The sequence below is a fragment of the Rheinheimera sp. UJ51 genome (assembly GCF_020819615.1).
GTDB lineage: Bacteria > Pseudomonadota > Gammaproteobacteria > Enterobacterales > Alteromonadaceae > Alishewanella > Alishewanella maricola.
The window spans coordinates 151,751-171,448 of record NZ_JAJHOG010000007.1; the positions used below are offsets into that span (position 1 = coordinate 151,751).

The following is a 19,698-nucleotide window of genomic DNA, read 5'->3' on the forward strand; positions in this document are numbered from 1 at the left end:
CAAAAAAGCGGCCTTAAGCCGCTTTCTAACGTCACGTCTGTTGCTTACAACAGCTGCTTTTTAAGCGCTTTCGCGGGCTGATACTGCTTAGCGATGGCTGCATCTAACAGGGCTAAACCTTCATCACGTTGCCCTTCCAGTAACAAGCGACTACCTACCCAAGCCATGACTTCGGCATCTTTTTGCTCTAATAAATACTGCTCCCAACGCTCATCATAAGCCGCCATAATACGTTGTGCCTCTTTACTACCATTCTTAGCGGCTTTGTCCCACCAAAAACGCGCAGAAAAATTGGATGGCACGGAAAATAACGCCGTTACCCAAGGCGCCTGCTGCGACGGGCTGTCATTGTTCTTCGTTATACGATAAACGTTGTGTTCGACCTGACCTTTTAACTTTAAACCTACTAGATTTTGTACTGTGCTAGAGGGGGCAATTTCACCCGAGATGTGCTCTGTAATAGTACCATCGTCCGCTACTCGGACCACCGCAGTGCCCATAAAACCATCAAAATCGACTTTTAACTGCTTTATTGGCCGAAACACGGCTAAATCCAGATTTGCAGCAATCGGCAATTCGCTATCTATGTGCAAAGTATTACTACTTTGCACATCAGCTAAACGCAATAAACTGCCTAGGGTTAATTGATGTTGCGGCAAACCTATTAAAGCGCCCTGCCACAATTGATGTTTTTGGATAAAGTTATCCACTTGCCCCACATTAACACCGCCGCCCAACATAAAATCTAGTTGTACTTTGAATAGATGGCTTTTACCACTGGCTTCATACTTCCAGCGCTTTAACGCTCTGATAGATTCCCTGACAAAAACACGCTCAGGAAACGCATCCAACACATCTATGGTTTGCACATTACCCTCTGCATCAACTAAAAAACGCATAGCCACATAACCGAATTGACCTTGCGCAGCGGCTGATACGGGGTATTTTGGAGGTATGCGCTTTATCGGTTGTGGTAAGTCGACTTCAACACTGTCATCTTCTGGATTCAACGCCGCAATTTTCACTTGCTGCCGAATTTGCAGCAGTTGCGTTTCGACAACGGCTAATTGCGCTGCGGTAAAACTTTGTTGTAATTGCGCAATCACATGTTCAATATCTGCTTTACCGAGTTCAGCCGCCAACATAAAGTACGCTAACGCCAGTTGGCTGTCCTTTTGCACACTTTCACCAAGGTGATGCATGACGCCTAAGTTGAATATAGCGTCTTCGTTACCGAAAGGGACTAAACGTTCAAACTCCACTTTAGCGACCGCATAATCTTGTTTGTCATAGGCGGTCATTGCCAGATTCCAATCGGCAGAGAGGGGTAAACTGCATATCAGGCCTAACATTAAAGTCCATGTGCGTTTCATTGATCGTCCTTGTTTTTGTATGCTATTGACACATAATCTACACCTATCGCTCAAAATTGCAACACAAAAACCACGTAACCGCTTACTGAAAAACGACTATGCTTTTTCAATTACTCTCAGGTGATGTCGAACGAGCCACTGGCTCGCAGTCAACTTTGAACGGCAATATCTTTTGCAGAGATACAAAATGCAGTTTAGTAACAAGCATTTACAGTGTGTAGTAACCAAAGCGTTATGGGCGCTTGGTTATAAGCATCCCTTTTCCAACTGCTATGCTTGTCTCGTGTTTTAACATACTTGCTATTTTTAACGTTCAGCCCGCCCGCCGATTACTATGGAATCAGATTGACATCGCTTTTAATCACTATTGCGTTGAGGGAGCAACAGGTCTGTGCTAACAAGCATAACCTGTACCTTTAACTGTGGTGTTTTGCGTACTTAACGGCTTAACCACTTGGCCATGGTTTGACGAAATAACAGCGCATCATCACTCTCTTGGCAAGGTGCGCCCTTGGCTTGCATCATTTGTTCAAAGCCACTTAGTTGTGGATCGACGATTAAACAGTTGTTACCGAGCTTAACCAATTGCTGGCCATCATTATAAGTAAATAACACGGCTTTTTCTGGATTGGCACCGGCATGCTGATGTTGTTTTGCTACGGTTATCCTAGGTTGCAGCTGCTGTTGCTGCCATTGTTGATAGCTCGCGTCAGCGGCTTGTGCTAACGCTTGCTGATAAGGCTGCGCTAATTGTTTTAAACTACGCTCAGCTAAGCTGGACCTTGGCGTAATAGGCAAGGAGATAATGTCGCTTGAGGCTAACACGGGCTCGTCCTCCCGCGCTTTGCTAACGGTTGTAGCACTGACTTCAGGCGGCTTGATGGATTGATTAATGTGGCTAGCCGCGGCCTGTTTTGCTGCGTTCTGATCTGCATGAGCTACAGGTATCTTTACTGGACGCTCTACTTTCATTTCTGCAACAGGCTCCGGCGATTTAATTGCTGGTTGATAAAGAAAGGTGCTGATCGGCTCGGCTTGCGGCAAAGCAACGGGTTTTTGTAGCGTGGTGTGTAATAACAAAGCCAACACGAGGCTGTGCAACAATAATGCCCAAGCAAAGGCTGCTGCATATTCGCGAAATAGCTGTTTTAGTTTAACCATTAAGCAGAGTTCACTCACATAACCAGGTTACTGCTGGCCTCAAGATAAAGTGTTCTGTTTAGATAAGCTCACTGTCGTTTAGTTGCATTAAGTATTTTTATAGCACTGTTGTCGCTATTTAATGAATGACTAACTATCCAAACCCGCTTAATTGAAGATCAAAAAAAGCGGCTTTTCGCCGCTTTTCATAATAACTAGAGTTGCTTATAGCAATTGCTTTTTTAACTCTTTCGCCGGTTGATACTGCTTGGTGATAGCGGCATCTAACAAGGCTAAACCTTCCGCACGCTGCCCTTCTAATAGCATACGGCTGCCTACCCAGGCCATCACTTCGGCATCTTCTTGCTCTAACAAATACCATTCCCAACGCTCATCATAGGCCGCCATAATACGTTGCGCTTCTTTACTGCCATTCTTCGCCGCTTTATCCCACCAAAAATGCGCAGAAAAACTCGACGGCATCTTAAAAGAAGCTCTAACCCAGGGTGCGCGATGCGCTGAAACATGACTGTACTTAATGATCTGATAAACGTCGTGATCTATCTTGCCTTTTAATTTTAACCCCAACAAATTTTGCACCTGACTACTGGGATCAATATCGGCATAAATTTGCTCAACAATAGTGCCGTCATCGGCTATTCGCACCACCGCATAACCGACAAAACCACTGAAATCAGCTTCTAGCTTATTTAACGGCTTGAAAACGGATAAATCTAAATCTGCCGTAATCGGCATATCTCGGTCGATAGAAATGTAGTTACTGTTTTGTATATTAACCAGACGTAACAAATGGCCTAGCATAAATTGATGTTGCGGTGAGCCGATTAACGCGCCTTGCCATAGTTGATGCTGCTGTATTAAATCATCAACTTTTGCAACATTGACACCACCCTCGAGGAAAAAATTTAGCTCTGCGCTAAATATATGGCTTTTGCCACTGGCTTCGTATTTCCAACGACTTACCGCTCTAATAGCCTCCCTATCAAACACGTTGTTAGGAAATGAGTCCACCACATTAATGGTTTGAACATTACCTTTGCCATCAACTAAAAAGCGCATAGCCACATAGCCAAACTGCCCCTTTGCCGCCGCTGCCGCGGGGTATTTTGCCTGAACACGCTTCACCGCTTGTGGCGCTTTAGTCTTATCGTTGTCATCGATCGATGTCAACATTGGCACTTTTACTTGTTGCCGGATACGCTGTAATTGTGTGTCAACTAGGGCTAACTGCGACGCGGTTAGGTTTTGCTGTAAACCCGTTACCACATGGGAAATGTTAGGCTTACCTAGCTCTGCTGCCAACATAAAATGCGCCAGACCTAAAATACTGTCTTGCGATACACCTTCACCGAGGTGATACATCGCGCCCAAATTAAAAATAGCCTCTTCGTTGCCGAGAGGAACCAAGCGTTCAAATTCCGTTTTAGCTACCGCATAATCTTGTTTGTCGTATGCCGTCATTGCCGTATTCCAATCAGCTAAAAGGGGCATGCTACATAGCCATGTCAGGAGCAAAATCCATAAGCGCTTCATTGTTAATCCTTGCCAGATTTAAAAACACACTTAATCTACACTAAATACACTTTAGCACAACAATAGGCGCACATTAAAGGATGAATAGGCGTCTTACCGCTGCACATTTCTCAAGCACGAAAAGCACGATTTTTATGTTGAGCCCTCATTTAACTGATAGCGTTGCTTAATTTGTAGCCATTGTTGCAATTTAGCATCAAAAGACATCGCCGCATGTGCCGGGCTAGTAGAAGGAAGGGTTAACAAGCGCGGGGGTGTGATGGCTAACGTTGGTAATACCTGCTTGTTAAAACTTTGCTGTGCTTTGGCACCATTAAAAGCGATCAGTTTTAACTGGCCGTGTTCGGCTAAGAAGTGATTAAAGTCGTTGGCTTGCTCATGGCGAATGGCGCTGTCTAAACTGCCCTGACGTTGACAATGCGCCAGCACATCCCATAACGCAAAACCATGTTGTCGCAATAAGACTAAGCGCTCGTGATAAGGAAGATTGGCAGAGAAACCGCACAACGATGCCATAATGGGCCAAAAGGCGTTACGCGGGTGGGCATAATACTGCTGGCTGGCGAGCGACTGAGCCCCCGGCATACTCCCCAAAATTAACACCTTGGCATCGCGGTTTGTCACCGCGGCCAAGCCTTGCAAAATTACCGACACAGCTCGGGGTTATATTGCCGTACTTTTTGCCACGCCATACTGGCTTGCTCACGATCGCCTTCTTGCTCGGCTAAGTAGGCAAGTACCGCGTAAATATAGCCATTAGAGGGGCTAGAGCGTAGCCAATGCTGCACTTCTTTACGTAACTTTAATACTGAGTTATTTAACGGGATCTGTTTTAAGTAAGGCCAAGCTGCCGGTAAGTCTTCTAAGGTGAGTGCTTGTACTAAACGCTGTTCAGCACGCTCACATTGCCCCGCCTGAGCTTGCGCCCATGCTAAGCCCAACATCGCAGCCGCCGATTTACGCTCTTTTGACGGTAACGCTTGCCAAATTTCAGACTCTTCGCTAAAACCTTGCTGCGCACTCAGTTGGCTCAATGCCGCAGGATAAACGGCATAACGCTGCAACGGCCATTCTGCTTTACCAAACCATTGCTGAGTTAATGATAACGGAATAGTTTGCAGCAACGTTTGCCATTGGCCGGCTTGTTTTAGTGCTTGCAGATACAATTGCCCTAAAGCGGGATCGGTTTTCGCAGCATCAAGATGTGCCGCCAATAAACGACATGCTTGCCCAGGTTTATTTTGTTGTAGCATCAAATCAGCTTGCACAAAGGTCGTGCTACTTTCATCGGCCGTTAACGCCGCAGCTAATTCATTTGCATGCTCGCTATTGCCGGCATAAAAACTGGCATAACTGGCCAACATGCGTTTTTCATTCACGTATTGTGGATCTAACAAAGCATGTTGTAACTCTTCGCTGGCCAAAGGCCATTGTTGCCGCGCATACGCTTGCAGACCAATGGCAAAAGATTCTCGCGCTTTACGTTGACGCCTACCACGAAAGAAGTTTAGCGAAAATTGCTGCCAATAAGCTAATTTCCGCAGCAATATTAAGCATATTTTTAACACTAACACCACAGCGATGACGGCCACAAATAAGCCTAATAAGGTCATTTCAATGGTGTAACCTGCTGCAACAATCTTGATATAACCAGGGTTATTAATGAACACCGGCCCCAGCAACATGGCTAGAATTAAGACTGCTGTTAGGATCAACAGCTTACTCATAATTAGCCTCCGTTATGATACTAAGTTGTCGGTCTAACTGATTGATACTTTGCAAAGCTGGCAATGCGGGCTTTTGCATCGCAGCCGAAGCTAATTCGACAATGCTAGCGCTGGTTTGCTGCACAATAGGATCTTCGGCAGCAAAGTAACGCTGCAATAAATCGGCGGCTTGTTGTAATGCGTGCTGATACACTTCCGGCTCTTGCTGTAAAATTGCCAGCTCCGCAAGCAATAACTGCTGCTGTAAGCTTAAGCGCACCGTAATTTGCTGCTCTGAAGATAAACTGAAAAAATCTTGGGGTTGCGCAGCACGCACATTGAATAATTTACCTGATACTTGCTCCCAATAACTTGACAGATTTTCACGCCAATTGCCTAAATCATCATTCGGTTGATGCGAAGGAATTAAACGTTGCTCTTGCTGTTTTAATGGTAGCTGCATGCTTTGCCGGCGTAATTGACCAAGCTGCAAATATAACGGTGAAAAATCCGTTTTAGGGACTTGTTGCAGCGCAGCCAGATCATCCTTAATTGCCTGTCTAACCATTAACAACAGCACATTATCTAGCTTAGCAAGTTGCTCATCCGCTGCTTGCAACAACCAACGCGCGCTTTGCACATCTTGTTGCAAGACCAAACTTTGACTCGCTCGCTTTAACAAGAAACGTACTTCCATCAATACCCAGTGTTGTGGCGGTGCGCCATCACGCTGTTGCACTTGCTGGCGTAAGCTCTGTATTTGCATTTGCAATTGTTCACGATCTTGCTGCATCGCTTGTTGATACTCTTGCTGCAAGCGTAACTGTTTTTGTTGCTGAGCCTCTAACCATTGCTGTTGCTGCTGACTGATCGTCGCTGTCGTTTGCTGCAGTTTTTGTTCAATGCCCTGCTCTGTGATCTGGCTCTGCTGTTGGAGTGATTGCCATTGTGGCCACAGCCAATACCCCCCCGCCACCATAGCGGCGGTTAATAACAATACGAGAAAAATGGCAAACCAGGCCAGACCATTACCTTTGCGCGGCGGTGTATTTGATGATTCCGTGTGGGTCGTATCGGATGCAACCTCAGCGGGTGCTGTCACTTTTTCCGAAACGGTCGCCTGCCCTTGCTCACTCATAGAATGTTCCTCTTAAACTGCGTCACCGCTTCTAACAAGGCATCGTCATTGGCGCTGCTTGCTAGATGAATATGCTGTAGTGGGATCCCTAGCGCCAGCGCACTGTCGCGTGCCCGTGGGCTAACCAGGATCCAATGTTGTTGAGCAAGCCAAGCATGCTGCTCTGTGGGCACTAACCCAAAAATGCGCTGCAAAATTTCATTACTCGTGGCTACGATACACTGCACGCCCTGCTGTTGCCATTGCTGCTTCAGCTGAGCACCATCTAACGGCAATGGCAAACGGCTATAGCTTTGCACATAACGCACCGTGGCACCACGTTGCACCAAGGTTTGTTTAATCAGTTCACGACCGCCATTACCTCGCACTACCACCACTTGTTGCTCTGCAACGCTGTTCAACTCTGGTAGTGCTAACAAGCCTTCACTGCGCTGATCTTCTGGGATGATCACCTGACGCCCAGTCCAACGTTGTAAAGCGGCACCGGTGGTGGCACCGACAGCAAATAAGCGCCCCGGCAATTGTTTCACTGTCACTTGTTGCTCTAGAGTGTTCACCGCACTGATGCTGACAAAAATTAAGCTATCCGCTTGCTCTAGCCAGCGAATATCTTTCGGTTTTAATTGCACCATTTGTGTAGTAATCACCGGCTGATACAGATAGGGAATACCGTAGCTGTCTAATGATTCCAGTAAATGGTCTGCTTTGCCAGCAGGGCGCGTGATTAAGAACATAGTAAGCGCTAACTTTGCTGATAAACAGCAGCGAGGATCTCTCCGGCGCCTGCTGCCAACAATTGTTCAGCCAATTGCTGACCTAATTGCTCAGCCGCATCGATGCAACCGCGAACGTCATCACGAATAATCTGCTGACCATCCAGTGAGCCAACTAAACCTCGCAGCCACAGTTGTTCACCCTCTAATATAGCAAAAGCACCAATGGGCACCTGACAACCCCCTTGTAGCGCGCGGTTCATTGCTCGCTCAGCCAACACACATTGCCGCGTTAAACTGTGCTCTAAAGGTGCTAACAGGGCTTGTACCTGAGCATCATCACTACGACACTCGATACCCACTGCCCCTTGACCGTTGGCTGGCAAACTACTGTCGACGGTTAAATAGCTGGCGATACGCTCAGCAAAACCTAAACGTATCAGCCCGGCCGCAGCCAAAATAATCGCTGCAAATTCGCCGTTATCAAGTTTCTTGAGCCGAGTATTAACATTACCGCGTAAATCGCGCACTTGTAAGTCAGGCCGTAAGGCTTTTATTTGGCATTGCCGCCGTAAACTCGAAGTGCCCACAACAGCGCCTTGTGGCAATTCAGCTAAACGACGAAACTGGTTAGAAACAAAGGCATCACGCGGATCTTCGCGTACGCAAATTGTTTGTAACTGTAAGCCCTCGGGAAACGCTACCGGCACATCTTTCATACTGTGTACGGCAATATCGGCTCGGTCTTCCAATATGGCGGTTTCTAACTCTTTAACAAATAGACCTTTACCGCCAATCTTCGCCAGCGGCGTATCTAAAATTTTATCGCCTTGCGTCGACATCGGCACTAATTCAACGTCTAAATCAGCATGATATTTCAGCAACTCGGCTTTCACAAATTCGGCTTGCCAAAGTGCCAAGGCACTTTTGCGTGTCGCAATACGGATTTTGGCCATGCTTATACCTCTGCCTTATTGATCAGGCGACTTTGAATAAAGCGGCTGATTTCATCAACTTCTTGCGCACAAACACTGTGCGGCATCCGATAATCGCGCCAGCTGACGTTAAAGCCAGCAGCTTTATAGGTATTGTAGGCCTGCTGACCAGCAGCCATTGGCACGACAGGGTCTTGTGTACCGTGTGCGATAAATACCGGCGTATTTTTGTTGTGGCTCAACTGCTCTGCGCTCAGTTTATCGGGGCAAGCCATGTAGGTAGATAACGCCATAAAACCCGCCAACTTATAAGGCAAGCGCGGTAATAAGTGCAGTGCAATCACGCCACCCTGACTAAAGCCCGCCAGCATAATGCGTTCACTCGGGACACCTGAGCTGATTAATTTATCGAGCAATGCCGTGACCGCGGTAGCTGATTGCCTTACGCCTGCTTCATCTGCGCGATTGGTCAAATCCATGGTTTTGATATCGTACCAAGCCCGCATCCGCATTCCGCCATTTACCGTGACCGGAATTTCAGGCGCATGCGGAAATATAAAACGAATACCGGCATTAGCAGGTAAGCGTAACTCCGACACTATCGGCGCAAAACCGTGACCAGAATCACCTAAACCATGTAGCCAAACTACAACGGCTTGAGCCGTGCCTTGTGCCGGTACATCAACAAAAGGAAGTAATGCCATGTTATTGCGGCCCCAACACAACTGTTGCACCCGCTTGTTTAGAAGCGGCCTCGTTAACTAATTGCCAGAATTCAATACCGGTACGATTATCAATCCATTGGCCATCGCGCCATTCAAAGTGATGGCCGTTAAACTTGGTTGCTACCCATAGCTGGTGTAGCGGCGGCTGTTTGTTAATGATGATTTTACTTTTGTCGGGAAACTCAATACTCAACAAACCACCATTCGACTCATAATCCAGATCAAGGTCCTGTTGCTCGATGCCATCTTCTACCGCTAACAACATTTGGTCAGCTAATTCATCATATTCTAGGTCATTCATCTGCTTCACCTGTTTGCTTTTACTGCTAAGGATGCGATTATAGAGCGTCAATTAATTAATGAAATAAAAACCATGTACGCTCAGCGAATTTCACGCCCGTTACGCCTGCTATTTAGCGGACTATTATGCGCTGCTCTGCTTACGGCTTGCGGCCAGAAAGGCCCACTTACCTTACCACAGGCCGAGCCAGAAGTGGCAGAGCCCGCATCGCAAAAGATAACAACACAATCTGAAGAACAAGGGTGACTAGATTGGATTACTTTAATTATCAGGGTGATACCTTATTTGCAGAGCAAGTTGCTCTGTCAGAAATTGCGGCCAATTATGGCACACCAACCTATGTCTATTCTAAAGCCACCATTGAACGGCATTATCATGCCTTTGCCGATGCCGCCGCGCAGCATCCGCACAGCCTCGTTTGTTATGCTGTGAAAGCCAACAGCAACTTAGCCGTGTTAAATATACTGGCTCGACTCGGTAGTGGTTTTGATTTAGTTTCTGCCGGTGAGTTACGTCGTGTCATTGCTGCTGGGGGTGATCCAGCCAAAGTGGTCTTTTCTGGCGTGGGTAAAACCGCTGAAGAAATGCACTTTGCGTTACAACTCGGTATTAAATGCTTTAATGTTGAATCAGTGAGTGAATTACACCGCTTACAAGAGGTGGCAAAGTCGCTGAATAAAAAAGCCCCGGTGTCGCTGCGCGTTAACCCCGATATCGATGCGAAAACGCACCCTTATATTTCGACCGGTTTAAAAGCGAACAAATTTGGTATCGATATTTTATTAGCCGCAGAGATATATCGTGATGCCAAGCAACTAAGCCATATCGAGTTGGTTGGCGTAGATTGTCATATCGGCTCTCAACTCACTGAAACACAGCCATTCTTAGATGCCTTAGAAAAACTGCTGGCGCTGATCACTCAGCTTCGTGCCGATGGTATCGCATTAAAGCATATCGATATTGGTGGTGGCTTAGGGGTAACTTATGACCAAGAACAACCGCCGCAACCTTCAGACTATATCAAAAAAGTGGTCGAGCGCTTAAAAGATTATCCCGAGTTAGAACTGATTATGGAACCAGGCCGGGCCATCACTGCAAACGCAGGGGTGTTACTGACGAAGGTTGAGTTCTTAAAACCAGGACAAGAAAAGCACTTTGCCATCGTTGATGCGGCGATGAACGACTTAATCCGCCCCGCTTTGTATAGTGCTTGGATGAACATTGTACCGGTAGTCATACAGCAAAACCTGACACCACAAACTTATGATGTGGTGGGCCCGGTCTGTGAAACAGGCGACTTTTTAGGTAAAGATCGGCTGCTCGCCATTCGTGAAGGCGATTTATTAGCCGTGCGCTCTGCGGGGGCTTACGGTTTTACCATGAGCTCGAATTATAATAGCCGCCCGCGTGCTGCTGAAATCATGGTGGATGGCGAACGCAGTCACCTGATCCGTGCCCGTGAACAATGGCAAGATTTATGGCGTGGCGAACAATTGCTCGCAGACTAAGCATTTAGGGCTCATATGTTACTTAATTTCACCAAGATGCACGGTTTAGGCAACGACTTTATTATGATTGACGCTGTCAGTCAGAATGTCTTCTTAACCAAAGAGCAGATCAAAAAATTAGCCGACCGTAACTTTGGCATCGGCTTTGATCAGCTACTCATGGTTGAGCCGCCTTACGATCCAGATCTGGATTTTCATTATCGGATTTTTAATGCTGATGGCTCAGAAGTCGAACAATGCGGCAATGGCGCCCGCTGCTTTGCTAAATTTGTGCGCTATCGTGGTTTAACCAATAAAACTAAGATCAACGTGAGTACCAAATCAGGCAAGATCACCTTGTATGTGGAACAAGACGGCCAGGTCACGGTGAATATGGGGATCCCACAACTTGAACCGGCCAAAGTGCCGTTTAAAGCCCAAAAACAAGAAGCGACCTACATTATGCTGACAGAGCAACAAACCGTATTTTGCGGTGTCGCTTCAATGGGTAACCCGCATGCGGTGCTTGATGTGCCTGATGTTGCCACAGCCGATGTACACACGCTGGGGCCACAACTGGAAACGCATGAGCGCTTTCCAGAAAAAGCCAATATTGGCTTTATGGAAGTATTAAACCAACACCATATTAAATTGCGAGTATGGGAGCGCGGTGCTGGTGAAACCTTAGCTTGTGGCACAGGCGCTTGTGCTGCGGTAGTAGTAGGCCAACTTCAAAAGAAACTGGGGCAACAGGTTCGCGTTGACTTACCTGGTGGCAGCCTACAAATTCGTTGGAACGGACCGGGCACACCGGTAAAAATGACCGGCCCCGCAGAACATGTATTTGATGGACAATTATCCTTATGACAGACAGCCTGATCCAGAAAAAAGAGCTGCTCGCCGCTTCTGTGGTGCTCGATTACTTACAACAGCACCCTGATTTTTTTCAGCACTATCCTGATTTACTGCCGCAATTGCGTTTACCGCATCAACAACGCGGAACAGTGTCATTAGTCGAGCGACAACTTGAATTACAACGTGAAAAAATTCATCTCCTTGAAGAAGATATAACACGCTTAATGTCGGTAGCACGGCAAAACGAACATATCTTCATCGCTCTTAATGCCTTGCATATCGCTATTCACCAAGCAACGAGCTTTAAACAACTGACCGCAGCGTTACAGCAATTTGCTGATACCATGCCCTTAGTAAAGCATTGTCGTTTGTTAGGTTTAGAAAATGGCCAACAAGATTTAGCCCCCTATGAACTGTTATTAAGCCGCCGCTTGCAGCAACAGTCGGTTTATTTAGGTCGCTTAAACAAAGAAGAGCAACAAGGCATTTTTCCTGCGAAAGTGCATTCGGTAGCCCTACTTCGCATTGACCATGCCAATGAGCCATTGGCTATTTTGGCGTTTGGTAGTGAACAAGATGAGCACTTTCAACCGGGTATGGATGTGTTGTTTTTAAGTCATTTAGTGACACTGCTCGCCTTAGTGTTGCCGCCTTATGTCCGCAGCTGAGCTACCGCTGCACTGGTCTACTCCGGTGAAGCAATTTTTAAGCTATCTTCGGCTGGAACGCGGTTACAGTAAACAAACGCTGCAAACCTATCAGCAGCAACTTAGCAAACTCGCGCATGCCTTACAGCCTGCACATGAAAGTTGGTTTAAATTAAGCCAAGCGCATATCCAACAGCAATTGCTGCAATTTCGAAAAGAAGGCCTTAGTGCCCGTAGCTTGGCACTTAGCGCGTCGTCTTTACGTAGCTTTTATCGCTGGGCTCAACAAGCAAACTTAACTCGCGAGAATCCTGCGCTGTCTTTAAAGTTGCCCAAAGCCAGCAAAACCTTACCGAAACAACTCGAAATTGAACAACTCAGTCAATTACTCAGTTTTGATAGCTCTGAAGATATTTTGGCGTGCCGCGATAAAGCCATGTTGGAGTTGTTTTACTCTTCCGGTTTACGCTTAGCGGAGTTAGTGGCGATTAATCTGAACGACTTAAATCAGGGTGAAGCCTTAATTCGTGTTACCGGTAAGGGTAATAAGCAGCGCCAAATTCCGGTTGGTTCGGTAGCACTTCGTGCGTTGCAGGCTTGGTTAAACATGCGCCCGTCGCTGCTCACCGACAGCACTGCTGAGCAAGACCGCGGTGCACTTTTTTTAAGTATTGAGCATCAACGCATTTCTCCACGGCAAGTGCGCGAGCGCGTTTTACATTGGGCCAAACAGCAAGGCCTGGGCCAACATTTACACCCGCATATGCTGCGCCACTCATTTGCCAGCCATTTATTGCAATCCAGCGGTGACCTTCGCGGCGTACAAGAGCTATTGGGCCATGCCAATCTGAGCACCACTCAGGTTTATACCCATCTCGATTTTCAGCATTTGGCCAAGGTGTACGACAGCGCCCATCCGCGGGCAAGGAAAAAATAATGCAATTATATAAGTCACTTAAACCCATATCGGTATTGTCTTTTGACTTAGACGATACGCTATATGACAACAAGCCAGTGATTGCCGCGGCTGAAGCCGCTATGTTGCAAAGTCTGCATATGCATGCCCCTCTGACAAAAAGTACCCACAGTGATTTTTGGTGGCAGCAACGCCGTTTATTAGCGAAAAACAACCCCGACATTCGCCACGATATTGGCCGCTGGCGCTTACTGGGTGTTGAGGCAGGTTTAGTGACATTAGGCTTAACATCTTGCGAAGCAGGCGAAATTGCCGAGTTAGCATATCAAGCGTTTTGGGATGCACGTACGACCATTAACGTATTACCTGAAGTAACAGAACTGCTGGTAAGTCTAGCCAGCCGCTATCAACTGATTGCCATCACTAACGGTAATGCCTGTATCAAAAAAATGGGGCTTGGCGACTTATTTGAACTTAGCTTGCAAGCTGGCCCTGATGGCCGCATGAAGCCTTATCCAGATCTCTTTTTAGTTGCAGCTCAACGTTTAGCTGTGCAACCCAGTGCTATATTGCATATTGGTGATAGCCATCGCGCGGATGTGATGGGTGCCCTAAGTGCGGGTTGCCAGGCGGCGTGGCTTGATCATTACCAAACCCCGGTGTCAATTTTACCTCACTTGCACTTTAACCAATTACAGCAACTGCGCGACCTAATATAACTGGTTATTTATACACTAATACCACGCGTATGACTTGGCGCTTAGACCAAGGCTGTTATAATGGCTAAAAATAGCGAATCGAGAGCGACGAATGGATGTTTCTTACCTGCTGGACGGGCTAAACGATAAACAACGCGATGCCGTGGCGGCACCGCCACAACATATGCTGGTACTTGCTGGCGCCGGTAGTGGTAAAACCCGGGTGCTGGTGCATCGTTTAGCCTGGTTAATGCAGGTAGAGAGAGTGGCCCCTTACAGCTTGCTCGCTGTTACTTTTACCAATAAAGCCTCGCAAGAAATGCGTGGTCGGATTGAGAGCACCATTGGCGTTAGCTTAAATAACTTATGGATGGGGACCTTCCACGGTTTATCTCATCGCATGTTGCGCGCGCATTATCAAGAAGCTAACTTGCCACAAAGCTTTCAAATCATTGACTCTGATGATCAGCACCGCTTAGTCAAACGTGTGTTAAAAGCACTGAATCTGGATGAAAAGCATTGGCCTGCCAAACAAATTCAATGGTTTATCAATGCCCGCAAAGACGAAGGGCAACGCCCAGGCATGATTGATGCCGGTGCTGATTTTAGCTTACAACAAATGGTTAAAATTTATGCGGCTTACCAAGATATGTGTGACCGTGCTGGCTTAGTCGACTTTGCCGAAATTTTACTACGTAGTTTTGAATTATTGAAAACACATGATGCCGTCAGAAACCACTACCAACAACGTTTTCGGCATATTTTGGTTGACGAGTTTCAAGACACCAATGCTATTCAATATAACTGGTTACGCCTACTGGCAGGCAGCAGTGCCAAGGTGATGATCGTAGGTGACGATGACCAATCTATCTATGGTTGGCGCGGCGCAAAAGTTGAAAATATTCAGCAATTTTTAAAAGACTTTGCTGGTGCCGATACGATCCGCCTTGAACAAAACTATCGTTCTACTGCCACTATTCTTAAAGCGGCCAACGCGGTGATCAGCAATAACAGTGGTCGACTCGGTAAAGATCTATGGACCGACGGCAGTGAAGGCGAAACCATTTCTTCCTACAACGCTTTTAATGAACTCGACGAAGCGCGCTTTATTGTCAGTCGCATTCGCGATTGGCATAACAAAGGTAATCCACTTACCGAAAGCGCTATCTTATATCGTAATAACGCGCAATCGCGGGTATTAGAAGAAGCCTTAATCCAAGAAGGATTACACTATCGGATATACGGTGGCTTACGCTTCTATGAACGACAAGAAATCAAAGACGCTTTAGCCTATCTGCGCTTACTGAATAATCGGCAAGATGATGCGGCGATGGAACGGGTAATTAACACTCCGGCGCGGGGCATCGGTGAAACCACCATGAACAAGGTACGCCAGCAGGCTCGCGCTAGCCAACAAACCTTATGGCAAGCCCTTGAGCAAATGCTCGCAGAAAAACAACTCAGTGGCCGAGCAGCGAATGCGATTGAGCAGTTTATGCAGTTGATCACGCAATTAGATACCGATCTTAACGAGCTACCGTTACACGAACAAGCCGAGCAAGTGATTAAGCAGTCGGGATTATATGCAATGTATCAAGCCGAGAAAGGGGAAAAAGCTCAAACTCGGATAGAAAACTTAAATGAATTGGTTACCGCCTGTCAGAACTTCGACAGTGTGCTGCAAGAAGAAATGACCCCGTTAGCAGCCTTCTTATCTCAAGCCGCGCTCGAAGCAGGTGAATACCAAGCAGAAGAACATTCTGATGCCGTACAATTGATGACCTTACACTCCGCTAAAGGCTTAGAGTTTCCGTTAGTATTTATGTGTGGTTTAGAAGAAGGTATGTTTCCAAGCCAGCAAAGTGGTGATGATCCAACACGGTTAGAAGAGGAACGTCGCCTCTGTTATGTCGGCATGACGCGAGCGATGCAAAAACTGTATTTATGCCATGCGCAAAGCCGTCGTTTATACGGTCAAGAGCAATACCCAAAACCCTCACGTTTTTTACGCGAAATCCCGGATGATTGCGTTGAAGAGATCCGTTTAACCACGCAAGTCAGTCGCCCGGCACAGTTCAACCGATACAGTAATGCCGCCAGCCATAGCGCTTTTGAAAATACCGGCTTTAAACTGGGTCAGCGCGTGTTACACGAAAAGTTTGGCGAAGGAACCGTGTTAAATTATGAAGGTAGCGGCCCACAATCACGTATTCAAGTGAACTTTGACCAGTTAGGTAGCAAATGGTTAATGACCGCCTATGCACGACTCGAGGCGGTCTAAGCCGTGCTTGCCGCTCTGCAACAAGCATTAGTGAAAGCGGCTAATTGCCGAATTCGCCTACCGGTTATTTTGCAAGGTGATGAAAAGTCGTTACTGACTCAAGCACAACATTTGTTAATGGCACTACAACCTGAGCGTGGTTGGTGGCTGGGCGAACATACACCAGCGCAATGCCAGAACATCGGACAATACAAAGCGCATCAGCTATTGGGAATTGAGTGTGACTGCTTAATTATTAATGCCTTCAGTGGTTTTGATGCCGACAAAATTGCCGCCAGTGCCGGTGCGCTCACCGCAGGCGGTCTCTGGTTATTATTAGCACCTGAGTCATTACAATGGCAGCAACTCGCAAACCCTGCGCATCAGCGTTTACGCTCTTACCCAACCCCCACTGATTACCCTGGTTACTTTATAGCGTTTTGGCTTGGGCAATTACAACAAGCTAATGTTTTGCGCGGCAACGCCACAACACTTTTTAATGACTTAACTTGGCCTGAGGCAGAGGCACCCTCTACAACATTAGACGTTACCATGCCTTATAAAACGTCTGAACAAGCTACAGCGGTTAGCGCTATTTTAAACGTCGTATCAGGCCATCGTCGCAGGCCATTATTATTACTTGCCGATCGCGGCTGTGGTAAATCAGCGGCATTAGGTATTGCCGCCGCACACTTAGCCCTATTAGGGAAAAAGCACATACTGATCACCGCACCGGCAAAGGCACAAGCTGCAGTCGCCTTAGCACATTTTGCGCAACTTACCGAACATGAGGCTTCTGCTTCATCGGCATTGCGCTTTGTTGCTGTAGATGAGTTATTAGCTTCACAACCCGAAGCCGAATTATTATTGATCGACGAAGCAGCAGCAATACCAACGCCCTTGCTACAACAATTATTAGACCATTATAGTCGTATCGTCTTTGCTAGTACCGAGCATGGTTACGAAGGCACCGGCCGCGGTTTTCAATTACGTTTTCAACCTTATTTGACGAAACGCTGCCCAAATTGGCGATTATTACGTTTAACTCAACCTATCCGTTATCAAGCACAAGATCCGCTAGAACAATTAATTAGACTAGGCTTTCTTTTAAAGCAAACAGATGAGACTGCCGTGACGCTCACTGCTGAAAGCCTTGAACTTAAACATTATCACGCCAGCGACTGGCTAACTGAACCGAAGAAACTACAACAAGTCTTTGGTTTGTTGAGCTTTGCGCATTATCAAACGCAGGTAAAAGATCTGGCTGCACTGCTAGATAACCCAGCATTGAGTGTTTATTCCCTTGAACAAGATAAACAAATACTGGCCTGTGCCCTGATCAGCCAAGAGGGAGAGATCGATGACGCGCTAAGCCAAGCAATCTATCAAGGACGGCGCCGGATCCAAGGGCATTTATTAGCACAAAATCTGGCTTTTCATTTGGCCAGCCCGGCATTAGCCACCGTTAAATTGGCGCGCATTATGCGTATTGCGGTGCAACCTCATTTGCAACGACAGCAATTAGGCAGTCAGTTGCTAACTCGATTAGAAAAGCCATTGCAGCAACAAGGTTATCTTTATGTTGGCAGTAGCTTTGCTGCTTCCGCTGATTTAGTGCGTTTTTGGCAAAAAGCGGGCTTTGCGGCTATTCGACTCGGCATGCAGCTAGATAAAGCGAGTGCGGAGCCTTCACTGGTTATGCTAAAAGCATTATCGGCAGAAAATGTATCAAAGGTTCAGCAGCTAAAACTAGAATTTACTTCGCGCCTTTATCAAGAATTACCAGACTACCCAAGCAATATAGCGAGTGATTTGCTCTTGCAACTTATTCAGCCAACTCAACACGCCATGACGCCCCTTACTCTTAGCAATCTGCAATTATTTAGCGCAGATCAACGCCCCTTTGAACTCGTGATCAGTGAGTTACTACAGTGGTTTAATCAATACGCGGTCGTATTATCAAAGCAGCAGCAGCAAGTGTTCATTGCTAAACTTTGGCAAAAACAAAGCTGGGCAGTGATTTGCCAACGCTTTTCACTCACGGGCAAAGCTTGCGCTATTAAACTGATGCAACAAGCCATAACACAGCACATAGATTCAGCCTAAACTATTGTCATTGCGTTATTAATGCTAGAGTAAGGTCTTATTATTGGAGACATTATGTTTAGCTTATTTTCATTATTGCTCAGTAGTACAGCACCCACTCTTGATCATCTTACGCTGTCTGAGCGAAGCTTATTACAAACAGCTATCCATACCCAAACCAGTTATAACGTTATTGCTGAACAATATGCTCAATGCCAACAAATCAAAGATTATCAAATATTGGGTTTGCCTGAGAAACGAGAATTAACCAGCATCATTGAAGCCACTTTAAATATTCCTTATAAAGATTTTCTATTTGCAATTAACCACGCTAAAGCTTGGCAAAGTTTAAAACCTCGCGAACCGATGCCATTAGTTGATTGTAGTAAAACCATGGTATATCAAGATTATCTTGATCAATATGCACTACAACGTTTTGCATTAGAAATTGCAGAACCCATCACAAAACCCTTACTGACCACCCCTGTAAATAGTCAACAGCAAGAGAGCAGCGCTTTACTACAAAGTTACGCCCAACGTAGTAGCACCATAGCTATTGTCACCGTTACTGATAGGCAAACACTTACCGCTATAGAACAAGCCAACTATTTACATTTAGATTATACCAGTCGCTTTATCTATCGAATTACCCAAGGCTGGAAAAACGTACCACCGTTATACATGGGCATGCACATTCAAATAAACGAAGCTGATTTAAATAAGTTTGATGGTAATTGGCTGATTTTTCTCGACGCACAAAAGCAATATATCGCTGCTCGTCCAGTAGAGGATGTCGAAGATTTCATCAAAAGCCTTGGCAAAACAGAATGGCAAGTTGATAGTAACGGTAACTTACAACGTCCTTAATTAATCTGAAATGTACTGACTGTTTTCCTGATTCATTTTATAGATATGACACGATTATATTTCATTAATAACAGCTCAGCTTTACAAAGTCAGTTTTATTGATGAGATGACTGAATAGCCAAAGCTGTGATACGGATGATATTACAGCCAAGATATACCATTCCATCTTGTTTTTTGCTCTAATTGTACTCACCAAATCATCACACTCTGAGTCTTATGAATCATACTGCTGAAGACATCCTTAAGCTTTCTCGCGCCGAGAAAAATGGGCGTAAGCGCATGCGTTTGCTCGCTATTG

General features: G+C 46.2%; 19 protein-coding genes. 9 read left to right on the plus strand and 10 right to left on the minus strand.

What is annotated here, in order from left to right; translation table 11 throughout:
* Positions 1-44: 44 nt before the first annotated feature.
* The 10 genes from LMJ53_RS11105 to cyaY all read right to left on the minus strand — a co-directional run bounded on the left by LMJ53_RS11105 (position 45) and on the right by cyaY (position 9,585).
* On the minus strand, positions 45-1,373 hold the full coding sequence (locus tag LMJ53_RS11105) for a TonB family protein (RefSeq protein ID WP_229586119.1): 1,329 nt from the start codon (positions 1,371-1,373) through the stop codon (positions 45-47).
* A gap of 438 nt (positions 1,374-1,811) precedes the next feature.
* A complete protein-coding gene (locus tag LMJ53_RS11110; protein WP_229586120.1) occupies positions 1,812-2,534 on the minus strand; it encodes a hypothetical protein in 723 nt (240 codons plus the stop codon).
* A gap of 204 nt (positions 2,535-2,738) precedes the next feature.
* Positions 2,739-4,025, minus strand: coding sequence for a TonB family protein (locus tag LMJ53_RS11115; RefSeq protein WP_229586121.1), 1,287 nt, complete (start codon positions 4,023-4,025; stop codon positions 2,739-2,741).
* A 174-nt stretch (positions 4,026-4,199) separates the two neighbouring features.
* The gene (locus LMJ53_RS11120) at positions 4,200-4,721 is read right to left on the minus strand and encodes a DNA-deoxyinosine glycosylase (protein WP_229586122.1); all 522 of its coding nucleotides are present in this window, start codon (positions 4,719-4,721) and stop codon (positions 4,200-4,202) included.
* Positions 4,712-5,794: a heme biosynthesis protein HemY gene (locus LMJ53_RS11125; protein WP_226751427.1), complete on the minus strand. Its 1,083-nt coding sequence runs from the start codon at positions 5,792-5,794 to the stop codon at positions 4,712-4,714. Before LMJ53_RS11125 ends, LMJ53_RS11120 begins: the two co-directional genes overlap by 10 nt.
* A complete protein-coding gene (locus LMJ53_RS11130) occupies positions 5,787-6,911 on the minus strand; it encodes a uroporphyrinogen-III C-methyltransferase (RefSeq protein ID WP_229586123.1) in 1,125 nt (374 codons plus the stop codon). The genes LMJ53_RS11125 and LMJ53_RS11130 overlap by 8 nt, the downstream gene beginning before the upstream one ends.
* Positions 6,908-7,645 carry a uroporphyrinogen-III synthase gene (locus LMJ53_RS11135; protein ID WP_229586124.1) on the minus strand — a complete coding sequence of 246 codons (738 nt, stop codon included), beginning with the start codon at positions 7,643-7,645 and terminating at the stop codon, positions 6,908-6,910. Before LMJ53_RS11135 ends, LMJ53_RS11130 begins: the two co-directional genes overlap by 4 nt.
* Before the next feature lie 8 nt (positions 7,646-7,653).
* Positions 7,654-8,580, minus strand: coding sequence for a hydroxymethylbilane synthase (gene hemC / locus LMJ53_RS11140; protein WP_229586125.1), 927 nt, complete (start codon positions 8,578-8,580; stop codon positions 7,654-7,656).
* Positions 8,581-8,582: 2 nt separating this feature from the next.
* The gene (locus LMJ53_RS11145; RefSeq protein ID WP_229586126.1) at positions 8,583-9,263 is read right to left on the minus strand and encodes an alpha/beta hydrolase; all 681 of its coding nucleotides are present in this window, start codon (positions 9,261-9,263) and stop codon (positions 8,583-8,585) included.
* Between the two features lies 1 nt (position 9,264).
* A complete protein-coding gene (gene cyaY / locus LMJ53_RS11150) occupies positions 9,265-9,585 on the minus strand; it encodes an iron donor protein CyaY (RefSeq protein WP_226751432.1) in 321 nt (106 codons plus the stop codon).
* A 72-nt stretch (positions 9,586-9,657) separates the two neighbouring features.
* Here cyaY and lptM point away from each other — a divergent pair, with 72 nt between their 5' ends.
* From lptM to LMJ53_RS11190, 9 genes are all read left to right on the plus strand, one after another.
* Positions 9,658-9,831 (plus strand): LPS translocon maturation chaperone LptM, encoded by a 174-nt coding sequence (gene lptM, locus LMJ53_RS17150; RefSeq protein WP_420778856.1) that lies wholly within the window; start codon positions 9,658-9,660, stop codon positions 9,829-9,831.
* Between the two features lie 5 nt (positions 9,832-9,836).
* On the plus strand, positions 9,837-11,093 hold the full coding sequence (lysA, locus tag LMJ53_RS11155) for a diaminopimelate decarboxylase (protein ID WP_229586127.1): 1,257 nt from the start codon (positions 9,837-9,839) through the stop codon (positions 11,091-11,093).
* A 15-nt stretch (positions 11,094-11,108) separates the two neighbouring features.
* The gene (gene dapF, locus LMJ53_RS11160; RefSeq protein ID WP_226751435.1) at positions 11,109-11,939 is read left to right on the plus strand and encodes a diaminopimelate epimerase; all 831 of its coding nucleotides are present in this window, start codon (positions 11,109-11,111) and stop codon (positions 11,937-11,939) included.
* Positions 11,936-12,595 carry a DUF484 family protein gene (locus tag LMJ53_RS11165; RefSeq protein WP_229586128.1) on the plus strand — a complete coding sequence of 220 codons (660 nt, stop codon included), beginning with the start codon at positions 11,936-11,938 and terminating at the stop codon, positions 12,593-12,595. The genes dapF and LMJ53_RS11165 overlap by 4 nt, the downstream gene beginning before the upstream one ends.
* The gene (gene xerC / locus LMJ53_RS11170) at positions 12,582-13,511 is read left to right on the plus strand and encodes a tyrosine recombinase XerC (RefSeq protein WP_229586129.1); all 930 of its coding nucleotides are present in this window, start codon (positions 12,582-12,584) and stop codon (positions 13,509-13,511) included. Before LMJ53_RS11165 ends, xerC begins: the two co-directional genes overlap by 14 nt.
* On the plus strand, positions 13,511-14,209 hold the full coding sequence (locus tag LMJ53_RS11175) for an HAD-IA family hydrolase (RefSeq protein WP_229586130.1): 699 nt from the start codon (positions 13,511-13,513) through the stop codon (positions 14,207-14,209). Before xerC ends, LMJ53_RS11175 begins: the two co-directional genes overlap by 1 nt.
* A 91-nt stretch (positions 14,210-14,300) precedes the next feature.
* Positions 14,301-16,469 carry a DNA helicase II gene (gene uvrD / locus LMJ53_RS11180; RefSeq protein WP_229586131.1) on the plus strand — a complete coding sequence of 723 codons (2,169 nt, stop codon included), beginning with the start codon at positions 14,301-14,303 and terminating at the stop codon, positions 16,467-16,469.
* Between the two features lie 3 nt (positions 16,470-16,472).
* The gene (locus tag LMJ53_RS11185; protein WP_229586132.1) at positions 16,473-18,554 is read left to right on the plus strand and encodes a GNAT family N-acetyltransferase; all 2,082 of its coding nucleotides are present in this window, start codon (positions 16,473-16,475) and stop codon (positions 18,552-18,554) included.
* Positions 18,555-18,608: 54 nt separating this feature from the next.
* Complete coding sequence (locus LMJ53_RS11190) at positions 18,609-19,400, plus strand: hypothetical protein (protein WP_229586133.1); 792 nt, start codon at positions 18,609-18,611, stop codon at positions 19,398-19,400.
* Positions 19,401-19,698 lie beyond the last annotated feature (298 nt).

What these genes read in the sequence shown, in the direction of transcription:
- LMJ53_RS11105 (WP_229586119.1), bottom strand. Translation starts at nt 1,373, where the DNA reads ATGAAACGCACATGGACTTTAATGTTAGGCCTGATATGCAGTTTACCC.
- LMJ53_RS11110 (WP_229586120.1), bottom strand. Translation starts at nt 2,534, where the DNA reads ATGGTTAAACTAAAACAGCTATTTCGCGAATATGCAGCAGCCTTTGCT.
- LMJ53_RS11115 (WP_229586121.1), bottom strand. Translation starts at nt 4,025, where the DNA reads ATGCCCCTTTTAGCTGATTGGAATACGGCAATGACGGCATACGACAAA.
- LMJ53_RS11125 (WP_226751427.1), bottom strand. Translation starts at nt 5,794, where the DNA reads ATGAGTAAGCTGTTGATCCTAACAGCAGTCTTAATTCTAGCCATGTTG.
- LMJ53_RS11130 (WP_229586123.1), bottom strand. Translation starts at nt 6,911, where the DNA reads ATGAGTGAGCAAGGGCAGGCGACCGTTTCGGAAAAAGTGACAGCACCC.
- LMJ53_RS11135 (WP_229586124.1), bottom strand. Translation starts at nt 7,645, where the DNA reads ATGTTCTTAATCACGCGCCCTGCTGGCAAAGCAGACCATTTACTGGAA.
- hemC (WP_229586125.1), bottom strand. Translation starts at nt 8,580, where the DNA reads ATGGCCAAAATCCGTATTGCGACACGCAAAAGTGCCTTGGCACTTTGG.
- LMJ53_RS11145 (WP_229586126.1), bottom strand. Translation starts at nt 9,263, where the DNA reads ATGGCATTACTTCCTTTTGTTGATGTACCGGCACAAGGCACGGCTCAA.
- cyaY (WP_226751432.1), bottom strand. Translation starts at nt 9,585, where the DNA reads ATGAATGACCTAGAATATGATGAATTAGCTGACCAAATGTTGTTAGCG.
- lptM (WP_420778856.1), top strand. Translation starts at nt 9,658, where the DNA reads ATGTACGCTCAGCGAATTTCACGCCCGTTACGCCTGCTATTTAGCGGA.
- dapF (WP_226751435.1), top strand. Translation starts at nt 11,109, where the DNA reads ATGTTACTTAATTTCACCAAGATGCACGGTTTAGGCAACGACTTTATT.
- LMJ53_RS11165 (WP_229586128.1), top strand. Translation starts at nt 11,936, where the DNA reads ATGACAGACAGCCTGATCCAGAAAAAAGAGCTGCTCGCCGCTTCTGTG.
- xerC (WP_229586129.1), top strand. Translation starts at nt 12,582, where the DNA reads ATGTCCGCAGCTGAGCTACCGCTGCACTGGTCTACTCCGGTGAAGCAA.
- LMJ53_RS11175 (WP_229586130.1), top strand. Translation starts at nt 13,511, where the DNA reads ATGCAATTATATAAGTCACTTAAACCCATATCGGTATTGTCTTTTGAC.
- uvrD (WP_229586131.1), top strand. Translation starts at nt 14,301, where the DNA reads ATGGATGTTTCTTACCTGCTGGACGGGCTAAACGATAAACAACGCGAT.
- LMJ53_RS11190 (WP_229586133.1), top strand. Translation starts at nt 18,609, where the DNA reads ATGTTTAGCTTATTTTCATTATTGCTCAGTAGTACAGCACCCACTCTT.